Source organism: Xanthomonas sp. D-109, assembly GCF_017746095.1.
Classification (GTDB): Bacteria; Pseudomonadota; Gammaproteobacteria; order Xanthomonadales; family Xanthomonadaceae; genus Xanthomonas_A; species Xanthomonas_A sacchari.
In genome coordinates this window covers 134,865-155,039 of sequence record NZ_JAGHWV010000010.1, presented here as the reverse complement: position 1 = coordinate 155,039, position 20,175 = coordinate 134,865, and the positions used below count along the sequence as shown (strand labels likewise).

The following is a 20,175-nucleotide window of genomic DNA, read 5'->3' as shown; positions in this document are numbered from 1 at the left end:
GGCTACTCCGGGACGACAGGAGCCGGCGTGGCGCCCGGCGAGGCGCCGCGCACGGCGGGGAGACGGGCGCTGTCCCAATCGCCGCCCAGCGCGACCAGCAGCGCGACCTGGGCGCCGAACTGGCGCGCTTGCACCTGCAGCAACGTGCGTTGTGCGTCCAGCGCGTTGGCCTGGGCGGTGATCACCGCGCTGTACAGCGCGGTGCCGGCGCGGTACTGGTCCATCAGCACGCGCTCGGCCTGCTGCGCGGCGTCGGCGGCGCGCTGCTGTTGCTGCTCCTCGCGCGCCAGTTCGCGCGTGGCGGCGAGCTGGTCCTCCACGCCCTGGAACGCGCTCAACACGGTTTGCCGATAGCTGGCCGCGGCCGCATCGAAGCTGGCTTGCGCCTGCGCGCGTTGCGCGTGGCGGGCGCCGCCGTCGAACAGCGTGCCGGCCAGCGCCGCGCCCACCGCCCAGACCCGGTTCGGCACGCTCAGCAGCGAGGCCAGCCCGGCGCCGTCGTAGCCGCCGCTGGCGCTCAGCGACAGGGTCGGGAACCAGGCCGCCACGGCCATGCCGATGCCGGCATTGGCTGCGGCCATGCGCCGCTCGGCGCCGGCGATGTCCGGGCGCCGCTGCAGCAGTACCGAGGGCAGCGCTTGCGGGGTCGGCGGCAGCGCCGGCAACGGTGCGTCGCTCGCCGCCAGCGAGAATTCGGCTGGGGTGTGGCCGAGCAGTACGGCCAGCGCGTGGTCCAGTTGCCGGCGCGACAGCGCCAGGTCGGTCGATGCGGCTTCGGTGCTGTGCAGGGTGGCCTCGGCCGCGGCGACATCGGCGGCGCTGGCAACGCCGGCGCGCACCCGCGCCTGGGTCAGCCGCAGCGCGTCGCGGTAGCCGGCCAGGGTGCGCTGGTACAGCGCCAGGGTCTGGTCGTCGAAGCGCAACTGCAGGTAATCGGCGACCACCGCGGCCTGCAGCGACAGCCGCGCCTGCGCCAGGTCGGCGGCGCTGGCCTGGGCGTTGTCGCCGGCCTGTTCCACGCTGCGCCGGACCTTGCCCCAGAAGTCCGGCTCCCAACTGGCGCTCAGCCCCAGCGTATCGGCGTCGCGCAGGCCAGGCTTGGGGGTGACGCTGCGCTCGCGCGTGGTCGCGGCCTGCACGCCCAGCGTGGGCGCCTCGGCGGCACGCGCGCTGCCGACCAGCGCCTGCGCCTGCCGATAGCGCGCCTCGGCTTGGCGCAGGGTCTGGTTGGCGCGGTCGGCCTGTTCGACCAGGGCATCCAGTTGCGGATCGCCATAGCGGGTCCACCACGCCACCGCCGGGTCGGCGGCGGCCGGCGCGGCGGGCGTCCAGCGGCCGTCGGCCTCTTCGAACGGCTGCTGCGTGCCGGCCGGCGGCGCTGGGCGCACGTAGTCCGGGCCGGCCATGCAGCCGCCGAGCAGCAGCACACTCAGCAGCGGCACGAGCGGCGCCAGGCGACGGGAAACGGGCGGTCGGGGCAGGGCGGTCACGGGGCGGCGCCGGCAGTGGGGACAGGCCGTCACCGTAGGCGCCGCATGGCGACCCCACGCTGACGCCTCGCTGACGACGCTGTCAGCAAGGCCGCCTGCGGCCGTTCCGCGCCGTGTTGCAGGCCACGCCCGACATGCCTGTGATTTGGCGCTTGCAGCCGTCATCCTGGCCGGCCAGTATCGGCGCATGAAACTGCCCCACGCCCTGTCCTGCCTGTTCCTCGCCTGCCTGTTGCTGGGCGGCTGCACCTCGCACGCCGACACCGCCATGCCCTCGCCGATCCGCCTGAACCAGGTCGGTTTCCTGCCTGCCGCAAGCAAGCTGGCGGTGGTGCCGGATGGCCACGGCGACGCATTCTCGATCGCGCGCGCCGACAGCGACGAGGTGGTGCTGCGCGGCACCCTCGGCACCGCCGCGGCGTGGCCGCCGGCGCAGCAGACCGTGCGCATCGCCGATTTCTCCGCGCTGCGCACACCGGGCCGCTACCGCCTGCTGGTCGACGGCCTGCCGCCGTCGGACAGCTTCGCCATCGGCGAAGACGCCTACAACGCCCTGTCGCGCGCCGCGCTCAAGGCCTACTACTACAACCGCGCCAGCACCGCGCTGGACGGCACCTACGCCGGCCGCCACGCGCGCGCCGCCGGCCACCCGGACGACCATATCTTGGTGCATGCCTCGGCGGCCTCGCCGGAGCGCCCGGCCGGCACCGTGATCGCCGCGCCCAAGGGCTGGTACGACGCCGGCGACTACAACAAGTACGTGGTCAGCTCCGGCATCACCGTCTACACGCTGCTGGCCGCCTACGAGCAGTTTCCCACCTACTTCAGCACGCACCCCGAAGGCATTCCCAACAGTGGCGGCGACGTGCCGGACATCCTGCGCGAGGTCGACTGGAACCTGCAGTGGCTGCTGGCGATGCAGGATCCGCACGACGGCGGCGTGTACCACAAGCTCACCAACCTGGACTTCGCCGGCATGCAGATGCCGGACCAGGCGCGTGCGCCACGCTACGTGGTGCAGAAGAGCACCGCGGCCACGCTCGACTTCGCCGCGGTGATGGCCCAGGCCAGCCGCATCTACGCGCCGTACGACGCGCAGTTCGGCGGCATCTCCAAGCGCATGCTGGAGGCGTCGCGGCGCGCGTGGGCCTGGGCGCAGGCGCATCCGGACGTGGCCTACCGGCAGCCGGACGACGTGCACACCGGCGCCTACGGCGACACCGAGTTCGACGACGAGTTCGCCTGGGCCGCCACCGAGCTGTACCTGGCCACCGCCGACGACGCGTTCTATGAGGCGGCGATGGCACGCAAGGTGCCGGCCAGCGTGCCCGACTGGCGTCAGGTCGGCGGGCTGGCGTGGATGTCGCTGGCGCAGCACCGTGCGCGGTTGACCCCGCGCGCCGACCAGGCGCGTATCGCCGACGAGATCGAGGGCCTGGCCGATCACCTGGTGCAGGTGTGGCAGGGCTCGGCCTGGCGCGTGACCATGCGCGACGCCGACTTCCACTGGGGCAGCAACGCCACCGCGCTGAACCAGGCGATGATGCTGCTGCAGGCCTACCAGTTGCAGCACAAGCCCGAATACCTGCAGGCCGCGCAGTCGCAGCTGGACTACGTGCTCGGCCGCAATCCGCTGGGCCTGTCCTTCGTCACCGGCATCGGCGCGCGCTCGCCGATGCACATCCACCATCGCATCTCCATCGCCGACGGCGTGGCCACGCCGGTGCCGGGATGGCTGGTGGGCGGTCCGCAGCCGGGGCAGCAGGACGCCGACGCGTGCAAGCACGCCTACACGTCGTCGCTGCCGGCGTTGTCGTACCTGGACAAGGAATGCAGCTACGCCACCAATGAAGTGGCGATCAACTGGAATGCGCCGCTGGTGTACGTCAGCGCCGCGCTGCAGGTGCTGCAGCGCTGATCCGCGGCCGCGGCGCGATGGCGCCGCTCAGGGCGAGTCACCGATTCCCGAGCATGCTCGGGGATTGATGACGCGCCCTAGCCCAGGCGCGTGCCGAAGATGCGGTCGCCGGCGTCGCCCAGGCCCGGCAGGATGTAGCCCTTGTCGTTGAGCCGTTCGTCGATGGCGGCGGTGTACACCTCCACGTCCGGATGCGCCGCTTCCAGCGCCTGCAGGCCTTCCGGCGCGGCGACCAGGAAGATGCCCTTGATCCGCCGTGCGCCGGCGCGCTTGAGCATGTCCACGGTGGCGATGAGCGTGCCGCCGGTGGCCAGCATCGGATCCAGGATCAACGCGTCGCGTTCTTCCAGGCGGCCGGTCAGGCGTTCGAAGTAGGGCACCGGTTGCAGCGTTTCCTCGTCGCGTTGCAGGCCGACCACGCTGACCCGCGCCGCGGGAATCAGCGCCAGTACGCCCGGCAGCATGCCCAGCCCCGCGCGCAGGATCGGCACCAGGGTGATCTTGGCGCCGGCGATGCGCTGCACCTGGGTCGGGCCGGCCCAGCCGTCCATGGTGTGGGTCTCGGTCTCCAGGTCGGCGGTGGCCTCGTAGCCGAGCAGGGTGCCCAGCTCGGTGACCAGTTCGCGGAAGCCCTTGGTGCTCAGCGCCGCGTCGCGCAACAGGCCGATCTTGTGCTGTACCAGCGGGTGGCGGACTTCGACGATCTTCATGGGCGCGCTCGCAAGGGGGAGGCGCACAGTGTGCCGCAGCCGGCTCCGGCGCCGCCAGGTGCCGGCGCCGGCCCATGTCGCGCGAATGGCCTGCGGCGCGCCGATCGTGCGCGCCGCAGGCCATGCCGAGACGACACTCAGGCCGCGGGTTCGAGCACCTCGGCCTGCGCTCGGGCGCGCTGCACGGTCACGGTGCGCGCCATGCCCGGCGACGCGTTGCCGCCCGCCTCGATCTTGAACAGCGCCACCGCCTGGGTCAGCTGGCCTGCCTGCTCTTCCATCGCGCGCGCGGCGGCCGTGGCTTCCTCCACCAGTGCTGCGTTCTGCTGGGTGGCCTCGTCCATCTGGGTGATGGTCTGGTTGACCTGCTCGATGCCGGCCGACTGTTCCTGCGAAGCGGCGGAAATCTCGCCCATGATGTCGGTGACGCGCTGCACCGAACCGACGATCTCCTGCATGGTCTTGCCGGCCTGGTCGACCAGGGCAGATCCCTCAGCAACACGGTCGACCGACTCGTCGATCAGCGTCTTGATCTCCTTGGCGGCGTTGGCCGAGCGCTGCGCCAGGGTCCGCACTTCGGTGGCGACCACCGCAAAACCGCGACCCTGGTCGCCGGCGCGCGCCGCTTCCACCGCGGCGTTGAGCGCCAGGATGTTGGTCTGGAAGGCGATCCCGTCGATCACCGAGATGATGTCGGCGATTTTCTTCGACGAGGCCTCGATGCCGCTCATGGTCTCGACCACCTGGCCCACCACCATGCCGCCCTGCGAGGCCACCGAGGCGGCACCGACCGCCAACTGGTTGGCCTGGCGGGCGTGTTCGGCGTTCTGGCGCACGGTGGAGGTCAGTTCTTCCATCGACGCGGCGGTTTCCTCCAGGCTGGCGGCCTGCTGCTCGGTGCGGCGCGACAGGTCATCGTTGCCGCTGGCGATCTCCCCGGCGGCGGCGCTGATGCTGCTGGCGGCGGTCTGGATGCGCGCGACGATGCCGGTCAACTGGTCGGTGGTGGCGTTGGCGTCCTCGCGCATCCGTGCGAACACGCCGTGGAAGTCGCCCTGCATGCGGGTGGTGAGGTCGCCGGCGGCGATGGACTGCAGCAACGCCGACAGCTTGCCCAGGTTGACGTCGCTGACCTCCATCATCGCATTGAGGTCCTGCACCATCAGGCGGAAGTCGTGCTGGAAGCGCGCGGCATCGCCGCGCGTGCTGAAGTCGCCGGCCGCGGCCGACGCGGCCAGGCGCTTGATCTCGGTGTTGATCGCCAGCAGGCTCGCCTTGGCCGCATCCATCGATTCGTGCAGCACCGCGCGGCTGCCGGGCAGGCGGCGCGCGTCGCGACGCAGGTCGCCATTGGCGTATTCGTTGAGGATCTCCACCGCCTCGACGATGGCATCCAGGTGCTCGAACATCATGGTGTTGATGCCCTTGCTCAGCTCGCCGTACACACCCGGGAAGTCCTGCGGCATGCGGTGGCTGATGTCCTTGTCGGCATGCAGCTCGATCATCAACGCGGTTTCGCGGGAGAAGCGCTGCAACTGGGTCTGCATGCGGCCCATCGCGACCAGCAGGCGGCCGGGTTCGTCACGCGCGTCGGTGACCACGTCGTTGTCGAGGCGGCCCTCGGCAATGGCTTCGGCGGCACGGGTGGCGCGGGCCAGCGGCACGGTGAGGCTGCGGGTGATCGTCCAGGCCAGCAGGCTGCTGACCAGCACCACTGCCAAGCCGCCAGCGATCAGCAGGAAGCGGCCGCGCGCCATCACCGCAGTCGCATCGGCGTAGGCCTGTTCGCCGTTGTTGCGTTGCCAGCTGGCGTAGGCGCTGATCGCCTCGCGCCAGCGCTGAGTCGCCGGCGCGGCCTGCTGCAGCAGCACCTTCATCGCGTCGTCGGACTTGTAGGTCAGGCCCAGTTCCAGCACTTGCTGGTTGACCTCGCTCGCCTGCGCGTAGGTCCGGTTCATCTGCTCGCGCAAGGCGCGATCGCGCGCGCTGGTGGCGGGCATGGCGAACAGCTTGGTGCAGTATTCGCGATAACGGCGCAGTTCCGTCACCATGATCTTGGCGAAGGCGATGTTTTCCTCCTGTGTGGTCGGCAGCACGATGTTGCGCAACTGGATGCCGATGTCCGAGCTGGCATCGAGCATTTCGTTGGTATAGACGATGCTGGACACGGTGCGGTGGGCGACGGTGTCCAACTGGCTGCGCGCCTGCGACAGGGTGACCAGGCCGCCGACCACCAGCCCGCAGGACAGCAGGATGAGCAGGCCGAAGGCGAAGGAGAGGCGCCGGGAAACGTTATAGCGATGCAGAAGAGCGGTCATGCTCTGGTCCTAGCAAGAGGGGTGGGAGTACCAGGGATGGTCGCGGCACTTTATTGATACGAAAAGCAACGAATATTTCACGCAATCGTGACGCAATTGCATATTCGTCTACCTCGTTTCCCGTTAACGGCGAGGGTATCGGGATCTTTAATCGGATCGATCGAGATGGTCTTTTCATCCCAGTTGTGGATGTCCCACGCATGCGCATGCACACAGCAGGTGCACGCGCCGTGATGCTGCGATTGGGATCAAGGCCGTGTCCACGCGCGTTCAAGGCGCAGCAGCATGCTGCGTCACGCTATTGCCAGAGGCGCGGCAAAGTGCGTCTTGCGGCGGAGTGGGGCGGCTTCAGCCGCGGTCGTCGCGGGTCCACAGCCCGCCGTGTTCGGACTTCACCGGAAACTTCGGCACCGGACCGTAGGCCGGCGCGCACAGGGCGCGGCCGTCGCGCACGTCGAAGCGGGCGCCATGCAGCACGCACTCGATGCTGCCGGCAGCAGGGTCGAAGGTACCGGGGGACAGCTCGTAGTCCTCGTGGCTGCAGCGGTCTTCCAGTGCGTAGAACTGGCCGTCGAAGTTGAACACCACGATCGGCGTATCGGTCACCTCGTCCCACACCGTCTTCATTTCGCCCGGCAGCAGTTCGCCGTCGGCGCAGACGAAGGTCCAGGTCTCGCTCATGCGGCACCGCCCAGCGGCTTTTCCAGCACCTCGAAACGCAGGTCTTCGCGCTTGGGCAGGCCGAAGCGCGCATCGCCGTACGGAAACGGCTTCTTGATGCCGGTGCGGCGATAGCCGCGGCGCTCGTAGAAGGCGATGAGTTCCTCGCGCAGGTCGATGACCGACATCCGCATCAGCGGCAATCGCCATTCCTGCCAGGCGATGCGCTCGGCCTCGGCCAGCACGGTCTTGCCCAGACCGCCGCCCTGCGCCTGCGGCTGCACCGAGAACATGCCGAAATAGCCGGCACCGTCCTCGTCTGCGACGTGCGCGCAGGCGATCAGCACGCCGTCGCGCTCGGCCAGCAACACCAGGCTGCGCGGGCGCAGGATGTCGGCGCGCAGCACCTCGCGGTCGATGCGGTTGCCGTCGAGCAGGTCGGCTTCGGTGGTCCAGCCGACGCGGCTGCTGTCGCCACGATAGGCCGAGGTGACCAGCGCGGCGATGGCGTCGAGATCGTCGACGGTGGCGGTGCGGAAGGTGAGCGTGTGCATGGGGGCGATTCTAGGGCGTGCCGCCGGGAATGGGGAATGGTGAATCGGGAATCGAAATGCGCGCTCTCAGGGAGGCGAGGACACCTCCCGCCCGCTAGGCAAAGTCCATACGTGGAGCGCTTTGCCGATTCCCGATTCCCTACTCCCGATTCCCGGCTTCAATCACCCCAGCAGCGCCCGCACCTTCCGCAGCGCCGCCACGAAACGCTCGATCTCGGCATGCGTGTTGTAGAACGCCAGCGAGGCGCGGCAGGTGGCGGCGACGCCGTAGAACTGCAGCAGCGGATGCGCGCAGTGCTGGCCGGAACGCACCGCCACGCCTTCCAGGTCGAGCAGGGTGGCCAGGTCGTGGGCGTGCGCGCCCTCGATCAGGAACGAGACCACCGCGGCCTTGCCCGGCGCGGTGCCGAACAGGCGCAGGCCGTCGATCCGCTGCAGCTCCTCGGTGAGGTGCGTGAGCAGTTCGCTCTCGCGTGCTTCCACGTGCTGCAGTCCGATCCCCTGCAGATAGTCCACCGCCGCGCCGAGGCCGACGAAGCCGGCGATGTTCGGGGTGCCGGCCTCGAACTTGTGCGGCGGGTCGTTGAACACGGTGCCGTCGAAGCTGACTTCCTTGATCATCTCGCCGCCGCCCAGGAACGGCGGCATCGCCTGCAGGTGCTCGCGCCGCGCCCACAGCGCGCCGGTACCGGTCGGGCCGCACATCTTGTGGCCGGTGATGGCGTAGAAGTCGCAGCCGATCGCGGCCACGTCCAGCGGCCGGTGCGGCGCGGCCTGCGAGCCGTCGATGACGCTGACGATGCCGCGCTTGCGCGCCTCGCGGCAGATCTCGCGCACCGGGTTGACCGTGCCCAGCACGTTGGAGACATGGGCCAGGGCCAGCAGCTTGACGTCGGCGGTCATCGCCGCGCGCAACGCGTCCAGGTCCAGCGCGCCGTCGGCGGTGATTTCGGCGACCTTGATCGTGGCGCCGGTGCGCTGCGCGACCAGTTGCCAGGGCACGATGTTGGCGTGGTGTTCCATGCGCGACACCAGGATGGTGTCGCCGGCACGCAGCCGCGGCAATGCCCACGAGTACGCCACCAGGTTCAGCGCGAAGGTGGCGCCGCTGCACAGCACCAGTTCGTCGGCGCGCACGTTGAGGAAGCGCGCCAGCCGGGTCCGTGCGCCTTCGTAGGCCTCGGTGGCCTCGCTGCCGAGCGCGTGCACGGCACGGCTGACGTTGGCGTTGTGGCGGCGATAGAACGCGTCGGTCGCCGCGATCACCTGCAGCGGCTTCTGCCCGGTGTTGGCGTTGTCGAAGTACACCAGCGGCTTGCCGTGCACTTCCCGCATCAGCAGCGGGAAGTCGCGGCGGACCGCGTCCCAGTCCGGCGCGTGCGGCGTGACGGTATGCGCGGCGGGCCCGTTCATGCCACGCCTGCGGCGCTGAGCGCCCGCTCCAGCCGTGCCAGCAGGCCTTCGCCCAGCACCGGTTCCAGCGTGCCGACCGGCTCGCGGCAGAACGCGGCGGTCAGCAGTTGCTGGGCGCGTTCCTGCGGCAGCCCGCGCGAGCGCAGGTAGAACAGCGCATTGGTATCGAGCTGGCCGACGGTGGCGCCGTGCGCCGCCTTGACCTCGTCGGCGTCGATCACCAGCACCGGCTGGGTGTCGATCTCGGCGTCGGCGGACAGCAGCAGGTTCTTGTTCGACAGCGCCGCGTCGGTGCCGTCGGCACCGTGGCGGATATGAATGCCACCATGGAAGGCCACGCGGCTGCGCCCGGTGGCGACGCCGCGCCACAGCAGTTCGCAGGCGGTGTCGCGGGCAATGTGCTCGATGCCCAGGCGGGTATCGAGCTGGCGCCGGCCGTTGCCGAGCAGCACGCCATTGGCGACCAGCCGGGCGTTGTCGCCCTCCAGGCGCACATTCAGTTCGTGCCGGACCAGCGCGCCGCCCAGTTCCAGGTCCACGCGCCGGTACTGCGCGTCGCGCGCCAGCACCGCATCGGTGCGCAGCAGTGCGGTGACGCCGGCGGCCTCGTCCTGGACGCGGGCGTGGGTCAGTTGCGCGCCGGCGGCCAGGTGCACGTGCGCCAGGCTGTTGCTCAGGTGCGCGGCATCGCCGGCATGCAGGTGATGCTCGACCACGGCCAGCGCCGCGTCCTGGCGCAGTTCGATCAGGTGGCGATGGTGCCAGGCCAGGTCGGCCTCTGCGGCCGTGGAGACGAACACCAGGTGCAGCGGCAGTTCCACGCGCACGCCGGCGTCCACCCGCAGCACGCTGCCTTCGTCGGCAAGGGCAGCGTTGAGCCGGGCGAACACTTCGTCGCTGCGCTCGAAGCGGCGGCCGAGGAAGCGCATGGCATCGTCGCCGCGTTGCAGGATCGTCGACAGGCGCTGCAGTTCCACCCCGGCCGGCAGGCCGGACAGGTCCGACAGCGCATCGCTGGCGCGGCCGTTGACGAACACCAGGCGCGGCGCCGGGATGCCGTCGAGCAGCGCGGCGTCCACCACTGGCGCGCTCTGCGGCGCCGGGGCGAAGCTGCGCCGTTCCAGCGCACGCAGCGAGGTGTATTTCCAGGTTTCGCTGCGCGCGCCGGGCAGGCCGTCGCGCAGCGCTTGCTCCAGCGGCGCACGGCGCGCGCTATCGCCGTGGAATGCGGCGGCCAGCGAGTCGAGCAGGGCGCTCATTGCACTGCCGCCTCGGGCGCCACGCGCTCCTTCAGCCAGGCATAGCCGTGCGCTTCCAGTTCCAGCGCCAGTTCGGGGCCGCCGGTCTGCACGATGCGGCCGTCGGCCAGCACATGCACCACGTCCGGCTTGATGTAGTCGAGCAGGCGCTGGTAGTGGGTGATCACCACGAACGCGCGCTCCGGCGAACGCAGCGCGTTGACGCCTTCGGCCACGGTCTTGAGCGCGTCGATGTCCAGGCCGCTGTCGGTCTCGTCGAGGATCGCCAGCTTCGGTTCCAGCACCGCCAGCTGGAAGATCTCGTTGCGCTTTTTCTCGCCGCCGGAGAAGCCCTCGTTGACACCGCGATGCAGCAGTTCGTCCTTCAGGTGCAGCACCGCCAGCTTCTGCCGCACCAGCTTGAGGAACTGCATCGAATCCAGCTCGGCCTCGCCGCGCGCCTTGCGTTGCGCATTGAGCGCGGCGCGCAGGAAGTAGGTGTTGTTCACGCCGGGGATTTCCACCGGGTACTGGAAGGCCAGGAACAGGCCGGCGGCGGCGCGCTCCTCCGGTTCCAGTTCGAGCAGGTCGGCATCGTCGAAGCGCACGCTGCCGTCGGTGACGGTGTAGCCGTCGCGGCCGGCCAGCACGTTGCCCAGGGTGGACTTGCCGGCGCCGTTGGGACCCATGATGGCGTGCACTTCGCCGGGCTTCACCTGCAGCGACAGGCCCTTGAGGATGTCCTTGCCGGCGACGGAGGCGTGGAGGTTTTCTATGGTGAGCATGGGGTAGTCCATCAGAATTCTTGATTAGCCCCTCTCCCGCCGGGAGAGGGGTTGGGGTGAGGGTGCGGTGCGAAGCATCTAGCGGGTTTGGGTGCGCGAGGCTTCGCACGTACCCTCATCCGGCGCTTCGCGCCACCTTCTCCCGACGGGAGAAGGGAAGGGCGCTAGCCCACCGAGCCTTCCAGCGACACTTCCAGCAGCTTCTTGGCTTCCACTGCGAACTCCATCGGCAGTTCGCGGAACACCTGCTTGCAGAAGCCGTCGACGATCATCGACACCGCGTTCTCCTGGTCGATGCCGCGGGCGCGGCAATAGAACAGCTGGTCGTCGCTGATCTTGGAGGTGGTGGCCTCGTGCTCGACGGTCGCGGTCGGATGCTTGACCTCGATGTACGGGAAGGTGTGCGCGCCGCACTGCTTGCCGATCAGCAGCGAGTCGCACTGGGTGTAGTTGCGCGCGCCCTCGGCGCTGCGCTCCACCTTGACCAGACCGCGGTAGGTGTTCTGCCCGCGGCCGGCGCTGATGCCCTTGCTGACGATCTTGCTCTTGGTGCGCTTGCCGACGTGGATCATCTTGGTGCCGGTGTCGGCCTGCTGGCGGTGATGGGTCAGCGCCACAGAGTGGAACTCGCCCACCGAGTCGTCGCCCAGCAGCACGCACGAGGGGTACTTCCAGGTGATCGCCGAACCGGTCTCGACCTGGGTCCAGGTGATCTTGCTGCGCGCGCCGCGGCACTCGCCGCGCTTGGTCACGAAGTTGTAGATGCCGCCGCGGCCTTCCTCGTCGCCCGGGTACCAGTTCTGCACGGTGGAGTACTTGATCTCCGCGTCTTCCAGCACCACCAGCTCGACCACCGCCGCGTGCAACTGGTTCTCGTCGCGCATCGGCGCGGTGCAGCCTTCCAGGTAGGACACGTAGGCCTTGTCCTCGCACACGATCAGGGTGCGCTCGAACTGGCCGGTGTGGCCGGCGTTGATGCGGAAATAGGTGCTCAGTTCCATCGGGCAGCGCACGCCCTTGGGGATGAATACGAAGCTGCCGTCGGAGAACACCGCCGAGTTGAGCGCGGCGAAGAAGTTGTCGCCGACCGGCACCACACTGCCCAGGTACTGCCTGACCAGCTCCGGGTGTTCCTTGATCGCCTCGGACATCGAACAGAAGATCACGCCCTTCTCGGCCAGTTCCTTGCGGAAGGTGGTGCCGACCGAGACCGAATCGAACACCGCGTCCACCGCCACGCCGGCCAGCTTGGCGCGCTCGTGCAGCGGCACGCCGAGCTTGTCGTAGGTGTCCAGCAGCTCCTTCGGCACCTCGTCCAGCGAGGCGTACTTCGGGCCCTTGGGCGCGGAGTAGTAACTCAGCGCCTGGAAGTCGATCGGCGCGATGTCCAGCTTGGCCCAGTGCGGCATCGGCATCTTCAGCCAGTGCCGGTAGGCGGCCAGGCGCCATTCGGTCATCCATTCCGGCTCGTCCTTCTTCACGGACAGGGCGCGCACGACGTCCTCGTTCAGGCCGGGCAGGAACGAATCGGATTCGATGTCGGTGATGAAGCCGGCGTCGTAGCGACGTCCCAGCCGTTCCAGGATTTCAGCGTTTTCGGTGGCCATGGGGCTGCCTACAGGTCAGGTGGTCGCGAACCGCACGGCGATGGGACGCCGTTTCGGATCGCCGGAGGGGGGGAGGGGGTGGAGCATCTGCGCCAGGGTCACGCCGCGCAGCGCGTCGGCGACCACGTCGTTGATCAGCCGCCAGTTGGAGCGCACGCCACAGGTCTGGGCGATGCTGCACTGGCTGCCGTGGTGGCTGCATTCGGTGATCGCCAGCGGACCTTCCATCGCCTCGACGATCTGGATCAGGGTGATGGCGTCGGCCGGGCGTGCCAGCCGGTAGCCGCCGCGCACGCCGCGCAGGCCCTCGACCAGGCCGGCCTGGGCCAGCGGCTTGAGCAGCTTGCTGACCGTGGGCGGCTCCAGACCGGCCTGTTCGGCCAGTTCGGTCGCGCTCAGCACTTCGTTCGGACGCGCGGCGAGCACGGTCAGCACGACGGTGGCGTAATCGGTGAGCTTGGTGACGCGGAGCATGGCGACACGGTGGTTTTTCAATGCGGACCGAAATTGTACTCTTTTGCGCCGCAGCGTCCAACCGGGCCATTCATCTCTTATTTCGATCGGTACGATCGGGCCGGAGCGGGGACGCGGTCGGCGGGCCGGCACGCGCGGACTTGGGATCGCGCGCGATGTGCGCCAGAATCTGTCCTTTCCTGTCCGGATCGCCGCATGCCCCGCAAGATCGCCGCCCGCAAGTCCCGCATCCATGGCAACGGCGTGTTCGCCGTGCTGCCGCTCAAGAAAGGCGAGCGGGTCATCGAGTACAAGGGCCGCCGCCGCAGCCACGCCGAGGTCGACCGCGACGAGGCCGGCGACGTCGAGACCGGGCACACCTTCCTGTTCACCCTCAGCGACGACTACGTGATCGACGCCAACTACGAGGGCAACGACGCGCGCTGGATCAACCACAGCTGTGCGCCGAACTGCGAGGCGGTGATCGTCGAGGCCGAGGGCGATGACCGCCGCAAGGACAAGGTGGTGATCGAGGCGCTGCGCGACATCAAGCCCGGCGAGGAGCTCACCTACAACTACGGCATCACCCTGGCCGAGCGGCACACGCCGCGGCTGAAGAAGATCTGGGAATGCCGCTGCGGCGCCAAGAACTGCACCGGCACCATGCTTCAGCCCAAGCGCTGAGGTCGCGTCCAGCCGTGCACGCCGCGCCGACGCGCGGTTCACGGCATTGCCACCGGCGCGTTTCTACGGTGGGACTCCCCCTACTCGAGGAGTGTCCCATGAGCGCGATTCCTTCCCTTGCCGGCAAGCAGGTGGCTGTCCTGGCCACCGATGGTTTCGAACAGTCGGAACTGCAGGAACCCAAGCGTCTGCTCGAATCCTGGGGTGCCCAGGTCGACGTGATCGCGCCGGGCGACGCGAGCAGCATCCGCGGCTGGAACAAGAAGGACTGGGGCGACAGCGTGCCGGTGGACAAGCGTCTGCAGCAGGCCCAGGCCGGCGACTACGACGCGCTGGTGCTGCCGGGCGGCGTCATCAACCCGGACAACTTGCGCACCGAGCCGACGGCGATCGCCTTCATCCAGTCCTTCGCCAGCGCCGGCAAGCCGGTGGCGGCGATCTGCCATGGCCCGTGGCTGCTGGCCGAGAGCGGGCTGGTGCGCGACCGCCAGGTGACCTCGTGGCCGTCGCTGAAGACCGACCTGTCCAATGCCGGTGGACGCTGGGAGGACCAGGAGGTGGTGGTGGACGGCAACCTGATCACCAGCCGCAAGCCGGACGACATCCCGGCCTTCGCGCAGGCGGTGGCCAAGGCGCTGGGCTGAGTCACCGGCGGCGACGCGACGGCGCCGCGTTGCGGCGAACACGAACGATAAACAGCAGAACGGCGGCCTAGGCCGCCGTTTCTGCATCCGCGTTCTGGGCAGACCGAGGCCGTGCAGGAGCGTGCGTCTACTGCCCCGGAAGCATGCCCGCCGGCACCAGCTTGCCGATGTCCTGGTTGAAGCGCACCACCAGCGAACCGTTTTCCACGCCGGCCGACTGGATCTGCACGTCGCCCAGCATCGCGGTCAGGCGCGGGTCGAGCTTGTAGATCGGCTCCTTGCGCGCGTAGTCCTCCAGCCAGGCATTGAGCAACTCGCGCGTATTGGCGTCGAGCTTGCCGCCGTTGGCGGCCGGGCGGAAGTCGTCGATGGTGGGGGATTGCAGGTGGAAGCTCTGGCTTTGCTGGTCGTAGCGCAGCGCGCTGGTCAGCAGGACCTGGCCCAGTGGCGTCGGCGCACCGCCGCCGGTGGCCATGCTCAGGTCGAACTGCATCTTCAGGCGATCGCCCGGCGGCAGGCTCAGCTTCGGATCGCGGACGGTCATCTTGATCAGCCCGCCCAGCGCCTTGTGCGTCTGCGGGAAGCTGCCGTCCAGGTAGTGCTGCACGTCGGCGGCACCGACGCTGACCTGGTGGCCCTGGATGGTCGGTTCGGCCTGGGCTTGGGTGGCGGCGGCGAGCGCCAGCAGCGCGGCCGCGCGCAGGGTGAACTTGCGGAAGATCATCGGGAAGCCCTGGGCGAACGAGAGGAATTCACCATAACCGTGGCCGGTGAATGCGCGATTAGCGGAAACGGCGCCGCGCCGTGTCGCCGCTCAGGCGGCCGGCAGCGCCAGCCGTGCCAGCAGCGCGTCCAGCGCCGGCTGCAGCGGCGCCAGCAGTTCACGCGCCTCTCCCTCGCTGCGCTCGCCCAGGCCGCGCAGCAACTGCGTGCCGACGATCAGCGCGGCACGCTCGTCGCCGCGCAGTCCGGGCTGGCGCTGTGCCGCTTCGAGCAGGCGCATCCAGTCCTGCCGGCAGCGCGCCTCCAGTTCGATGGTGCAGCGGCCCTGGCAGGGCAGGCCGTCGTCCTGGATCGGGGTGACGGTGACGCGATAGCGTTGGGAGGCGGTCATGGCAGTGGCGCACGCGGGGTGTGCCTCCAAGATAGGCGCGCGCGAGCGGCACCACGAGCCTGTCGCTCGCGACGCTCTGTTCCAGTGCGTCCGTTCAGCGTGCCGCGCGCAGCAGCGGCAGCGGGTCGTAGGCGCCGCCTTCGGCGTAGACGCCGTAGTGCAGGTGCGGCGGCGTGCCGCGCGCGTTGCCGCTGTCGCCCACCGCGCCGAGCGGGTCGCCCGGTTCCACCAGGTCGCCGACCTGCAGCCCGGGCGCCCACGTTTCCAGGTGCGCGTAGTAGTGCCGCTGCCGGGCCGGCCCGAGCACCCAGACCTGGCGGCCGCCGAGGCCGCGGTCGGCGATGGCCACGACGATGCCGCGCGTCGCAGCCACCACCGGGGTGCCGCGCCTGGCGAAGATGTCCACGCCGGCGTGTTGGCGGTCGCGCCCGCGCGGCGCGCCGAAGGTGGCGGCCACGCGCCGCGGATCCACGCCTTCGACCGGCATGTGCAGGGCCGTCGGCGCCGGCGCGCGCGCCAACTCCCAGCCGACGCGCAGGCGCTGCGCCCAGGGATGCCGCCAGGCCCAGGCCGCGGCCACCGCCAGTGCGGCCAGCAAGGCCGCGCGCAGCAGTTCGCGGCGCAGGCGCTGCGCTGGCGAAAGCGTGGGCGCCGCGGCCATGCGCTCAGCCCGCGTGCAGGGCGGCCGCCTGTTCCTGCAGGCGCTGCTTCAATGCGTCGTCGATGCCGAGCTGCCGTGCCAGTTCGTCCAGGTAGCTGCGCTCCATGAAGCTCTGTTCGTCGGCGGCGAGCAAGCTGGCCAGATACATTTCCGCGGCCATCTCCGGGGTGGTCGATGCGCGCGCCACCTCTGCCGGATCCAGCGGCTTTTCCAGTTCCGCATGCAGCCACTGCTGCACGTCGGCGTCGTTGCCATGGAGGCGGGCGAACTCGCCTTCGATCAGCGTCCGCTCGCGCTCGTCCAGGTGGCCGTCGGCCTTGGCCGCGCCGACCAGTGCGCGCAGCACGGCCTGGCTGTGCTGTTCCACTTCCAGTGGCGGCAGCCGGTCCAGCGTCTGCGGTTCGGGCGCGGCGGCGCCGAGTTGCTGGCGCCGGTAGTCGCCATAGGCGCGATAGGCCATCAGCCCCAGCGCGGCCAGCCCGCCATAGGTCGCCAGCTTGCGCGTGGTGCGGTGCTTGCCGAGCAGCAGGCCGAGCGCACCACCGCTGAGGGCTCCCTTGCCGAAATCGGCGTTGAGCAGGCCGCCCAGGCCGCCGGTGCCGGCGTGTGCCGGAGCGGCAGTGCCGGTCTTGCCTATGGCCTGGCCGGGAGCGCCCTGCGCCGATTGCAGCAGTTGGTCGAGAAAGCCCTGGAGTTTCATGCACGCGATCCGGTGGAAAGGAAACACCGGTATAGCGGCCGCGGCCTTAGCAGGCCGTCAATCCGGGCGCGCAGGCCGCGCAAAAAAACGAGACGGCCGGGGCCGTCTCGTCGGTGTGCTTGCCTGGATCAGGCGACGCTGCTCAGAGCGCGGCGTCCTTGAGCTTCTTCAGCGGGCGCACCTTGAGCTTGGTGGTGGCCGGCTTGGCGGCGAACCACTGCTCTTCCTTGGTGAACGGGTTGATGCCCTTGCGCTTCGGCTTGGCCGGCACGCTGACGGCGGTGATCTTCAGCAGGCCCGGCAGGGTGAACGAGCCAGCGCCCTTCTTGCTGACCGAACCGGCCACGGCGTGCTCGAGCGAGGCCATCACGGCGCGCACGTCCTTGGCGATCACGCCGCTGGTCTCGGCGATGTGGGCGACGAGCGCGGACTTGCTCAGCACGTCCTTGATCGGCTTGGGAGCGGCCGGCTTGGCGGCGGCCTTGGTCGCTACCTTCTTCACTGCCTTCTTCGGGGCAGCCTTTTTTGCGGTCTTTGCCATGATGTCCTGATTCCGTATTTGGTGGTTTGGGTCGCGCCGACCCCGTCGGCATGGCGAAATGTAGGGCATGTGCTACGCCGCGCCAATAGGCCGGAAGCAAAAAAACGCGAATATTCGCCGCGACTGGCGTCTTTTTCGCCGGCGCCGGCACTTTGCGTGGAGAGATGGTCGGGCATTTCCGCTGTCGCGCGTGCCCATCGCTGCTGCTGGGCAGAAGCACAAGCCCGTAACGCCGCCTCGCCTATGGTCCGCGCTCCACTCACCGACAGGAGCCTCACATGGGCATTTCGCGTCACGCCACCGCGCATTGGGAAGGCGATCTCAAGACCGGCCAGGGCCGGTTGAACACGCCGCAGAGCGGCCTGCTGGAGAACACCCGCTATGCGTTCAACAGCCGCTTCGGCGAGGAGAAGGGCACCAATCCGGAGGAACTGATCGCCGCCGCGCACGCCGGCTGCTTCACCATGGCGCTGTCGGCCAAGCTGACGGAAGCCGGCTTCCCGCCGACCGCGCTGGACACCCGCGCCGACGTCGATCTGTCGATGGAAGGCGGTCCGCAGTTGTCGCAGATCCGCCTGAAGGTCAAGGCCGTGGTGCCGAACATCGACGCCGCGCGCTTCCGCGAACTGGCCGACGACGCCAAGCAGAACTGCCCGGTGTCCAAGGCGCTGAGCGCGGTGCCGATCAGCCTGGAAGCGGAGCTGGGCTGAGCCCGGCGCGGCCCGGCGACGTGCCGGGCCGCGCGTGTTGCGGCGCACCGACACGGTGTCGCCGCGAGGCGGCCATGCACATCGCTGCCGTACCGACCTGCACGCATGGGCCGCCCGATGCTGTCGCGCCACTAAATGTAAGCGGCGCAACCGTCCCTATTCAGTCTGGTTTCACCGCCTCGGATCGAGCATGCAGTCGCGCGATCCACGCGCTTGGAACCATCGCCATGAACAAGCTCTCGATCCGTCTGTTGACCGCTGCGCTCGCTGTCGGCGTCATCGGCTCCGCCGCCGCGCAGGATTACGGTTACACCCGCTACGACGACTACCGCGACCGTGGGTATGCGTCCGGCACCTACGAATATGCGCGCGTGGTGCGCGCCGATCCGATCATGGTGCAGGTCAACGGCCCGCGCGAGACCACCGAGCGCTGCTACGACCGCCCGGCATCCGGCAGCTACGCCAGCGACTACGGCTACCGCGGCACCGATGGCGGCCGCACCGCCTCGTCGGTGGTCGGCGGCATCGCCGGTGCGGTGCTCGGCAGCCGCGTCGGCGGCGGCAATGGCCGCTTCGTCGGCACCGCCGTCGGCACCATGCTCGGCAGCCTGGCCGGCCGTTCGATCTACGACACCAATGCCCGCGCCTATGGCGGCGGCTACGGTGGCGGCGTGGTCCGCGAATGCGAGCCGGTGTCCTATCGGACCGAACGCTACGACCGCGTCGACGGCTACGACGTGACCTACGAGTACGGCGGCCGCTACTACCACACCCGCACCGCCTCGCCTCCGGGCGACCGCATCCGCGTCCGCGTCGACGTGCTGCCCGACTGACGTATTGCCCGACTAAACCAAAGGGCGCCTCCTTGCGAGGCGCCCTTCGTTTTGCGCGTCCGTCGGCACCTGCGATGCAAGGTGCCGGCGACTGTCGATCAGGGCCAGTCGATGTGGCCTTCGATCACCGTCTGCACCTGGCCGCCGGACCACACCTCGCCAGTCTCGTCCACGTGCAGCGTCAGCAGGGCGTCGTGGCCGACTTCGCGGCCCTGGCTGGCGACGTAGCGGCCGCCATGGCCGGGCAGGGCGTGGCTGTGATCCAGCCACGCCGCCAGCACGGCGTTGGCCGCACCGGAGGCGGCGTCCTCGAAGCGCCGGCCGTTGCCGACGAAGGCGCGCACCGCCAGCGCATAGGCCTGGCCGCTGCTGCGCGCGTAGGCGAACACGCCCATGCTGGCGGTGCTTTCGGCCAGAGCGGCGATCGCGTCCCAATCCGGTGCCAGCGCGCGCAATGCGGCTTCGTCCGCCACTTCGACCAGCCACCAGCAGCGGCCGCCGTCCATGCGCACCGGCGGCAGCGCGCCCAGGGGCCAGCCGCGCAGTGCCGCCTGCAGGCGCGGATCCGCGGCATCGGCGATCTCGGCCACCTGCGCGCGCGGGGTGCGGATGGCGATGCTGCGTACTCCAGCGTCCACATCGACGCGCAGCGGCAGCAGCCCGGCGATGCCGTCCTGGATCAGCACGCCGTCGCGCGGGCTGGCGATGCCCGCTTCCAGCGCGACGTGCGCAGTGCCGACGCTGGGGTGGCCGGCGAACGGCACTTCCTTCTGCGGGCTGAACATGCGCAGGCCGTAGCTGGCGTCCGGCCGCGTCGGCGCGAACACGAAGGTGGTTTCCGGCAGGCGCGTCCAGCGTGCGATGGCCTGCATCGTGGCGGCGTCCAATCCATCGGCATCGAGCACCACGGCCAAGGGATTGCCGTTGCCGGCGCGGGCGGAAAAGACATCGACCTGGAAGAAGCGGCGTGCGGCCATGGCGGGAAACTCCGGACGGCGGTGGGGGAGGCCGGAGCTTACCAAGCGATCTTGTCGGCGATCACCGCTTGCACCCGGTTGCCGGTTCATCCCTCAGCGACGACGGCACGGTGTCGCGGCGCCGTGCGCGCGGACTGCGTACGCAGGCGCGGCGACCGTCTGCGT

Annotated in this window: 21 protein-coding genes; 5 read left to right on the top strand and 16 right to left on the bottom strand. The window is 69.6% G+C overall.

The annotated features are described in order from the left end of the window. Positions 1–2: 2 nt before the first annotated feature. Complete coding sequence (locus tag J7357_RS11245; RefSeq protein WP_209246490.1) at positions 3–1,442, bottom strand: efflux transporter outer membrane subunit; 1,440 nt, start codon at positions 1,440–1,442, stop codon at positions 3–5. A gap of 235 nt (positions 1,443–1,677) precedes the next feature. Between J7357_RS11245 and J7357_RS11240 the strand changes: the two genes are divergently transcribed. Further along, positions 1,678–3,408: a glycoside hydrolase family 9 protein gene (locus tag J7357_RS11240; RefSeq protein ID WP_343237408.1), complete on the top strand. Its 1,731-nt coding sequence runs from the start codon at positions 1,678–1,680 to the stop codon at positions 3,406–3,408. A 77-nt stretch (positions 3,409–3,485) separates the two neighbouring features. Here the strand turns inward: J7357_RS11240 and upp are convergent, their stop codons facing one another. The 9 genes from upp to J7357_RS11195 all read right to left on the bottom strand — a co-directional run bounded on the left by upp (position 3,486) and on the right by J7357_RS11195 (position 13,167). Continuing rightward, positions 3,486–4,118 (bottom strand): uracil phosphoribosyltransferase, encoded by a 633-nt coding sequence (upp, locus tag J7357_RS11235; protein WP_010342021.1) that lies wholly within the window; start codon positions 4,116–4,118, stop codon positions 3,486–3,488. 137 nt (positions 4,119–4,255) lie between these two features. Further along, the gene (locus tag J7357_RS11230; RefSeq protein ID WP_209246486.1) at positions 4,256–6,436 is read right to left on the bottom strand and encodes a methyl-accepting chemotaxis protein; all 2,181 of its coding nucleotides are present in this window, start codon (positions 6,434–6,436) and stop codon (positions 4,256–4,258) included. A 348-nt stretch (positions 6,437–6,784) separates the two neighbouring features. Beyond that, positions 6,785–7,117 (bottom strand): non-heme iron oxygenase ferredoxin subunit, encoded by a 333-nt coding sequence (locus J7357_RS11225; RefSeq protein ID WP_017915885.1) that lies wholly within the window; start codon positions 7,115–7,117, stop codon positions 6,785–6,787. Beyond that, positions 7,114–7,650, bottom strand: a complete 537-nt coding sequence (locus J7357_RS11220; RefSeq protein WP_019799167.1) for a GNAT family N-acetyltransferase — start codon at positions 7,648–7,650, stop codon at positions 7,114–7,116. Before J7357_RS11220 ends, J7357_RS11225 begins: the two co-directional genes overlap by 4 nt. 162 nt (positions 7,651–7,812) lie before the next feature. Further along, positions 7,813–9,063, bottom strand: coding sequence for a cysteine desulfurase (locus tag J7357_RS11215; protein WP_209246484.1), 1,251 nt, complete (start codon positions 9,061–9,063; stop codon positions 7,813–7,815). Continuing rightward, positions 9,060–10,322, bottom strand: a complete 1,263-nt coding sequence (gene sufD, locus J7357_RS11210; protein WP_209246482.1) for a Fe-S cluster assembly protein SufD — start codon at positions 10,320–10,322, stop codon at positions 9,060–9,062. Before sufD ends, J7357_RS11215 begins: the two co-directional genes overlap by 4 nt. After that, the gene (gene sufC, locus J7357_RS11205) at positions 10,319–11,086 is read right to left on the bottom strand and encodes a Fe-S cluster assembly ATPase SufC (RefSeq protein ID WP_209031706.1); all 768 of its coding nucleotides are present in this window, start codon (positions 11,084–11,086) and stop codon (positions 10,319–10,321) included. The genes sufD and sufC overlap by 4 nt, the downstream gene beginning before the upstream one ends. Before the next feature lie 164 nt (positions 11,087–11,250). Continuing rightward, positions 11,251–12,693: a Fe-S cluster assembly protein SufB gene (gene sufB / locus J7357_RS11200; RefSeq protein ID WP_209246480.1), complete on the bottom strand. Its 1,443-nt coding sequence runs from the start codon at positions 12,691–12,693 to the stop codon at positions 11,251–11,253. A 15-nt stretch (positions 12,694–12,708) separates the two neighbouring features. After that, positions 12,709–13,167, bottom strand: coding sequence for an SUF system Fe-S cluster assembly regulator (locus J7357_RS11195; RefSeq protein ID WP_017913833.1), 459 nt, complete (start codon positions 13,165–13,167; stop codon positions 12,709–12,711). 195 nt (positions 13,168–13,362) lie between these two features. Between J7357_RS11195 and J7357_RS11190 the strand changes: the two genes are divergently transcribed. After that, on the top strand, positions 13,363–13,830 hold the full coding sequence (locus J7357_RS11190; protein ID WP_010342011.1) for an SET domain-containing protein-lysine N-methyltransferase: 468 nt from the start codon (positions 13,363–13,365) through the stop codon (positions 13,828–13,830). Positions 13,831–13,928: 98 nt separating this feature from the next. Continuing rightward, positions 13,929–14,474 carry a type 1 glutamine amidotransferase domain-containing protein gene (locus J7357_RS11185; RefSeq protein ID WP_209246478.1) on the top strand — a complete coding sequence of 182 codons (546 nt, stop codon included), beginning with the start codon at positions 13,929–13,931 and terminating at the stop codon, positions 14,472–14,474. A gap of 127 nt (positions 14,475–14,601) precedes the next feature. Here the strand turns inward: J7357_RS11185 and J7357_RS11180 are convergent, their stop codons facing one another. The 5 genes from J7357_RS11180 to J7357_RS11160 form a co-directional block, all read right to left on the bottom strand. Beyond that, complete coding sequence (locus tag J7357_RS11180; RefSeq protein WP_209246476.1) at positions 14,602–15,198, bottom strand: DUF1439 domain-containing protein; 597 nt, start codon at positions 15,196–15,198, stop codon at positions 14,602–14,604. A 90-nt stretch (positions 15,199–15,288) separates the two neighbouring features. Next, a complete protein-coding gene (locus J7357_RS11175) occupies positions 15,289–15,588 on the bottom strand; it encodes a DUF3861 family protein (protein ID WP_010342007.1) in 300 nt (99 codons plus the stop codon). 94 nt (positions 15,589–15,682) lie between these two features. After that, positions 15,683–16,249 carry a M23 family metallopeptidase gene (locus J7357_RS11170; protein ID WP_209246474.1) on the bottom strand — a complete coding sequence of 189 codons (567 nt, stop codon included), beginning with the start codon at positions 16,247–16,249 and terminating at the stop codon, positions 15,683–15,685. A 4-nt stretch (positions 16,250–16,253) separates the two neighbouring features. Continuing rightward, positions 16,254–16,949 carry a tellurite resistance TerB family protein gene (locus tag J7357_RS11165; RefSeq protein WP_209246472.1) on the bottom strand — a complete coding sequence of 232 codons (696 nt, stop codon included), beginning with the start codon at positions 16,947–16,949 and terminating at the stop codon, positions 16,254–16,256. A gap of 142 nt (positions 16,950–17,091) precedes the next feature. Then, positions 17,092–17,490 (bottom strand): HU family DNA-binding protein, encoded by a 399-nt coding sequence (locus J7357_RS11160; RefSeq protein ID WP_026143706.1) that lies wholly within the window; start codon positions 17,488–17,490, stop codon positions 17,092–17,094. A 278-nt stretch (positions 17,491–17,768) separates the two neighbouring features. Between J7357_RS11160 and J7357_RS11155 the strand changes: the two genes are divergently transcribed. Together J7357_RS11155 and J7357_RS11150 are read left to right on the top strand one after the other, a co-directional pair. Next, positions 17,769–18,200 (top strand): OsmC family protein, encoded by a 432-nt coding sequence (locus J7357_RS11155; protein WP_209246470.1) that lies wholly within the window; start codon positions 17,769–17,771, stop codon positions 18,198–18,200. Positions 18,201–18,427: 227 nt separating this feature from the next. Continuing rightward, the gene (locus J7357_RS11150; RefSeq protein ID WP_209246468.1) at positions 18,428–19,033 is read left to right on the top strand and encodes a glycine zipper 2TM domain-containing protein; all 606 of its coding nucleotides are present in this window, start codon (positions 18,428–18,430) and stop codon (positions 19,031–19,033) included. A gap of 98 nt (positions 19,034–19,131) precedes the next feature. On the opposite strand, the gene J7357_RS11145 is transcribed toward J7357_RS11150, so the two are convergent. Next, positions 19,132–20,010 carry a PhzF family phenazine biosynthesis protein gene (locus J7357_RS11145; RefSeq protein WP_209246466.1) on the bottom strand — a complete coding sequence of 293 codons (879 nt, stop codon included), beginning with the start codon at positions 20,008–20,010 and terminating at the stop codon, positions 19,132–19,134. Positions 20,011–20,175: the final 165 nt, after the last annotated feature.

Excerpts from the sequence above, each read along its gene's own strand:
- J7357_RS11175 (WP_010342007.1), bottom strand. The coding sequence starts at position 15,588 with ATGACCGCCTCCCAACGCTATCGCGTCACCGTCACCCCGATCCAGGAC.
- J7357_RS11180 (WP_209246476.1), bottom strand. The coding sequence starts at position 15,198 with ATGATCTTCCGCAAGTTCACCCTGCGCGCGGCCGCGCTGCTGGCGCTC.
- J7357_RS11145 (WP_209246466.1), bottom strand. The coding sequence starts at position 20,010 with ATGGCCGCACGCCGCTTCTTCCAGGTCGATGTCTTTTCCGCCCGCGCC.
- sufB (WP_209246480.1), bottom strand. The coding sequence starts at position 12,693 with ATGGCCACCGAAAACGCTGAAATCCTGGAACGGCTGGGACGTCGCTAC.
- J7357_RS11215 (WP_209246484.1), bottom strand. The coding sequence starts at position 9,063 with ATGAACGGGCCCGCCGCGCATACCGTCACGCCGCACGCGCCGGACTGG.
- J7357_RS11165 (WP_209246472.1), bottom strand. The coding sequence starts at position 16,949 with ATGAAACTCCAGGGCTTTCTCGACCAACTGCTGCAATCGGCGCAGGGC.
- sufC (WP_209031706.1), bottom strand. The coding sequence starts at position 11,086 with ATGCTCACCATAGAAAACCTCCACGCCTCCGTCGCCGGCAAGGACATC.
- J7357_RS11155 (WP_209246470.1), top strand. The coding sequence starts at position 17,769 with ATGGGCATTTCGCGTCACGCCACCGCGCATTGGGAAGGCGATCTCAAG.
- J7357_RS11195 (WP_017913833.1), bottom strand. The coding sequence starts at position 13,167 with ATGCTCCGCGTCACCAAGCTCACCGATTACGCCACCGTCGTGCTGACC.
- J7357_RS11225 (WP_017915885.1), bottom strand. The coding sequence starts at position 7,117 with ATGAGCGAGACCTGGACCTTCGTCTGCGCCGACGGCGAACTGCTGCCG.
- J7357_RS11185 (WP_209246478.1), top strand. The coding sequence starts at position 13,929 with ATGAGCGCGATTCCTTCCCTTGCCGGCAAGCAGGTGGCTGTCCTGGCC.
- J7357_RS11170 (WP_209246474.1), bottom strand. The coding sequence starts at position 16,249 with ATGGCCGCGGCGCCCACGCTTTCGCCAGCGCAGCGCCTGCGCCGCGAA.
- J7357_RS11190 (WP_010342011.1), top strand. The coding sequence starts at position 13,363 with ATGCCCCGCAAGATCGCCGCCCGCAAGTCCCGCATCCATGGCAACGGC.
- J7357_RS11230 (WP_209246486.1), bottom strand. The coding sequence starts at position 6,436 with ATGACCGCTCTTCTGCATCGCTATAACGTTTCCCGGCGCCTCTCCTTC.
- J7357_RS11240 (WP_343237408.1), top strand. The coding sequence starts at position 1,678 with ATGAAACTGCCCCACGCCCTGTCCTGCCTGTTCCTCGCCTGCCTGTTG.
- J7357_RS11150 (WP_209246468.1), top strand. The coding sequence starts at position 18,428 with ATGAACAAGCTCTCGATCCGTCTGTTGACCGCTGCGCTCGCTGTCGGC.
- upp (WP_010342021.1), bottom strand. The coding sequence starts at position 4,118 with ATGAAGATCGTCGAAGTCCGCCACCCGCTGGTACAGCACAAGATCGGC.
- J7357_RS11160 (WP_026143706.1), bottom strand. The coding sequence starts at position 17,490 with ATGGCAAAGACCGCAAAAAAGGCTGCCCCGAAGAAGGCAGTGAAGAAG.
- sufD (WP_209246482.1), bottom strand. The coding sequence starts at position 10,322 with ATGAGCGCCCTGCTCGACTCGCTGGCCGCCGCATTCCACGGCGATAGC.
- J7357_RS11220 (WP_019799167.1), bottom strand. The coding sequence starts at position 7,650 with ATGCACACGCTCACCTTCCGCACCGCCACCGTCGACGATCTCGACGCC.